Source organism: Neisseria sp. P0001.S005 (assembly GCF_051963715.1).
Window position 1 is genome coordinate 1 of the sequence record NZ_JBQCTZ010000323.1, and the last position, 2,464, is coordinate 2,464.

At 49.7% G+C, this 2,464-nt stretch carries 4 protein-coding genes; 3 read left to right on the forward strand and 1 reads right to left on the reverse strand.

The window, feature by feature from the left end; all coding sequences use genetic code 11:
* Positions 1 to 141: helix-turn-helix domain-containing protein (locus ACTHSP_RS19565; protein ID WP_440346734.1), on the reverse strand; the 141-nt coding region annotated here is incomplete at its 3' end.
* A 169-nt stretch (positions 142 to 310) separates the two neighbouring features.
* On the opposite strand from ACTHSP_RS19565, the gene rfbB reads away from it, so the two are divergent.
* The 3 genes from rfbB to rfbA all read left to right on the forward strand — a co-directional run.
* Complete coding sequence (rfbB, locus tag ACTHSP_RS19570; RefSeq protein WP_440346732.1) at positions 311 to 1,375, forward strand: dTDP-glucose 4,6-dehydratase; 1,065 nt, start codon at positions 311 to 313, stop codon at positions 1,373 to 1,375.
* Between the two features lie 54 nt (positions 1,376 to 1,429).
* A complete protein-coding gene (locus ACTHSP_RS19575) occupies positions 1,430 to 1,801 on the forward strand; it encodes an adenosylhomocysteinase (protein ID WP_191620682.1) in 372 nt (123 codons plus the stop codon).
* A gap of 53 nt (positions 1,802 to 1,854) precedes the next feature.
* Positions 1,855 to 2,464: glucose-1-phosphate thymidylyltransferase RfbA (rfbA, locus tag ACTHSP_RS19580; protein WP_440346733.1), on the forward strand; the 610-nt coding region annotated here is incomplete at its 3' end.

Genomic DNA, 2,464 nt, shown 5'->3' on the forward strand with positions numbered 1-2,464 from the left:
TTTAAGTGCGCGGTAAATGGTGACGCGGCTGACTTGGTAGCGGCGTGCCAGGGAGGTTACGCTTTCCTTCCCCTGCGCGTAGGCCAGCCAAATGGCTTGGCGGTGGTGCGGGGTGAGTCGGGTGTTTTTGTGCATGTTCATGTTTCAGTATTCTCCTGGAAATACTGTAAACAACGCTACTGGTTTCTACAATAAGTTGACCTGATACAGGCCGTCTGAAAGAGATGTTTTCAGACGGCCTCTTTATCTGAAAAACACACTTTCTGTCTGCTATAATCCGTTTATATTTTTTGGCTATCCACTGAAATTTATGAAAAAAATCCTTGTTACCGGCGGCGCTGGCTTTATCGGTTCTGCCGTTGTCCGTCATATTATCCAAAACACCCAAGACTTTGTCGTCAATGTCGATAAGCTGACTTATGCCGGCAATTTGGAATCTTTGACCGAGGTAGCCAATAATCCTCGCTATGCTTTTGAGCAAGTGGATATTTGCAACCGCGCCGAACTTGACCGCGTGTTTGCACAACACCAGCCTGATGCCGTGATGCACTTGGCAGCGGAAAGTCATGTAGACCGCTCTATCGATTCGGCAGGCGAATTTATCCAAACCAATATCGTCGGCACATTCAATCTGCTTGAAGCAGCCCGCGCCTACTGGCAACAAATGCCGTCTGAAAAGCGCGAAGCCTTCCGCTTCCACCATATTTCTACCGATGAAGTCTATGGCGATTTGCACGGCACAGACGATTTATTTACTGAGACCACACCATACGCGCCGTCCAGCCCCTACTCTGCCTCCAAAGCATCCAGCGACCACCTCGTCCGTGCATGGTTGCGTACTTACGGTTTGCCGACCATTGTAACCAACTGCTCCAACAACTACGGCCCTTACCATTTCCCGGAAAAACTCATTCCTTTGATGATTCTGAACGCGCTGGACGGCAAACCCTTGCCTGTTTATGGCGACGGGATGCAAATCCGCGACTGGCTGTTTGTCGAAGACCACGCCCGCGCGCTGTATCAGGTTGTTACCGAAGGCATTGTCGGCGAAACCTACAATATCGGCGGCCACAATGAAAAAGCCAATATCGAAGTCGTCAAAACCATCTGCGCCCTGCTGGAAGAGCTTGTTCCTGAAAAACCGGCCGGTGTGGCACGTTATGAAAATTTGATTACTTTCGTACAAGACCGCCCCGGCCATGACGTGCGCTACGCCATCGACGCTGCCAAAATCGGCAGGGAGCTGGGCTGGAAACCGCAGGAAACGTTCGAATCCGGTATCCGCAAAACAGTGCAATGGTATTTGGACAACAAAACCTGGTGGCAAAACGTATTGAACGGCAGCTATCGTTTAGAGCGTTTAGGTAAGTTGTAAGCCATGCAATCCTTCCATTGAAAACATTAAGCTTCATCATACAAAGGAATATCCATGTACTCTCTATCCCGCATTTTCTTATTAGCAACTTTGACCTCTGCCTTGTTTGTCTCTGCGCCAATTTCGGCCAAAGAAACACGACATCATGCCGCACAAACAACAGTTCAGAAGACAACAAAAGCCGATGGTAGCTCCATCGAAAAGGCAATTGTCATCATCGAAAACGACACTATGCGTGGCATTGCCGCTGAATATTCCTGGATTGAAGAAAACATGCCTGAATATCGCGTAGTCAGACAAGCCCTGATAGAGCAAAATGACAGCGTCTATGACCGTCTCGACGTTCAAAATGAAGCCGGAGACATCCGTTCTATTTATTTCGATATCAAAAGTTTCTTTGGCATGATAAACGGCAAGCCTCTTTAAAACCGAAGGCCGTCTGAAAATCACACAAACACACACTACTCAGGAGAAAACCCATGAAAGGCATCATCCTCGCCGGCGGCAGCGGCACGCGCCTCTACCCCATTACGCGCGGCGTATCCAAACAGCTGCTGCCCGTGTACGACAAGCCCATGATTTACTATCCCCTGTCCGTATTGATGCTGGCAGGAATCCGCGATATTTTGGTGATTACCACGCCCGAAGACAACGCCTCTTTCAAACGCCTGCTCGGCGACGGCAGCGATTTCGGCGTTTCCATCAGCTATGCCGTGCAACCCAGTCCGGACGGCTTGGCACAGGCATTTATCATCGGCGAAGAATTTATCGGCAACGACAATGTTTGCTTGGTTTTGGGCGACAATATTTTCTACGGCCAATCGTTTACGCAAACATTGAAACAGGCTGCCGCCAAGACCCACGGCGCAACCGTATTCGGTTATCAGGTCAAAGACCCTGAGCGTTTCGGCGTGGTTGAATTTGACGAAAACTTCAACGCCCTGTCTATCGAAGAGAAACCGCAACAGCCTAAATCCGATTGGGCGGTAACCGGCTTGTACTTCTACGACCGACGCGTCGTCGAGTTCGCCAAACAAATCAAACCGTCCGCCCGCGGCGAATTGGAAATTTCCGACCTCAACCAAATGT